General features: G+C 35.0%; 1 protein-coding gene. It reads left to right on the top strand.

Features of this window, described 5'->3' with window-relative positions; translation table 11 throughout:
• Nucleotides 1–23 precede the first annotated feature (23 nt).
• Nucleotides 24–128: a DUF1642 domain-containing protein gene (locus tag AC0L24_RS33960; RefSeq protein ID WP_473565112.1), complete on the top strand. Its 105-nt coding sequence runs from the start codon at nucleotides 24–26 to the stop codon at nucleotides 126–128.
• Nucleotides 129–240: the final 112 nt, after the last annotated feature.

Here is a 240-nt window from a genome sequence, read left to right as displayed (position 1 = left end):
ATTTATCAAATAATGAAAATGTTATAGGTAACTACGAGCAAGTAAGTTTTACCGAACAAGAAATCAAAGCAATTGATGAAAGATACTGGCCATTTGCTGTGCCAGAGGAAGAGGTGGTAGAAAGATGAAATATAGAAAGAAACCAGTAATTATTGAAGCGGTGCAATTTAATCGATCAAAAGCGGAAAAGGATGTTGCAAAGTACTATCCGATGGTTACAGATATGGCTAGATTAACTAC

The organism is Mesorhizobium sp. WSM4809 (assembly GCF_055811655.1).
The sequence above is the reverse complement of the archived record's forward strand: the minus strand, read 5'-3'. Positions and strand labels throughout refer to the sequence as shown.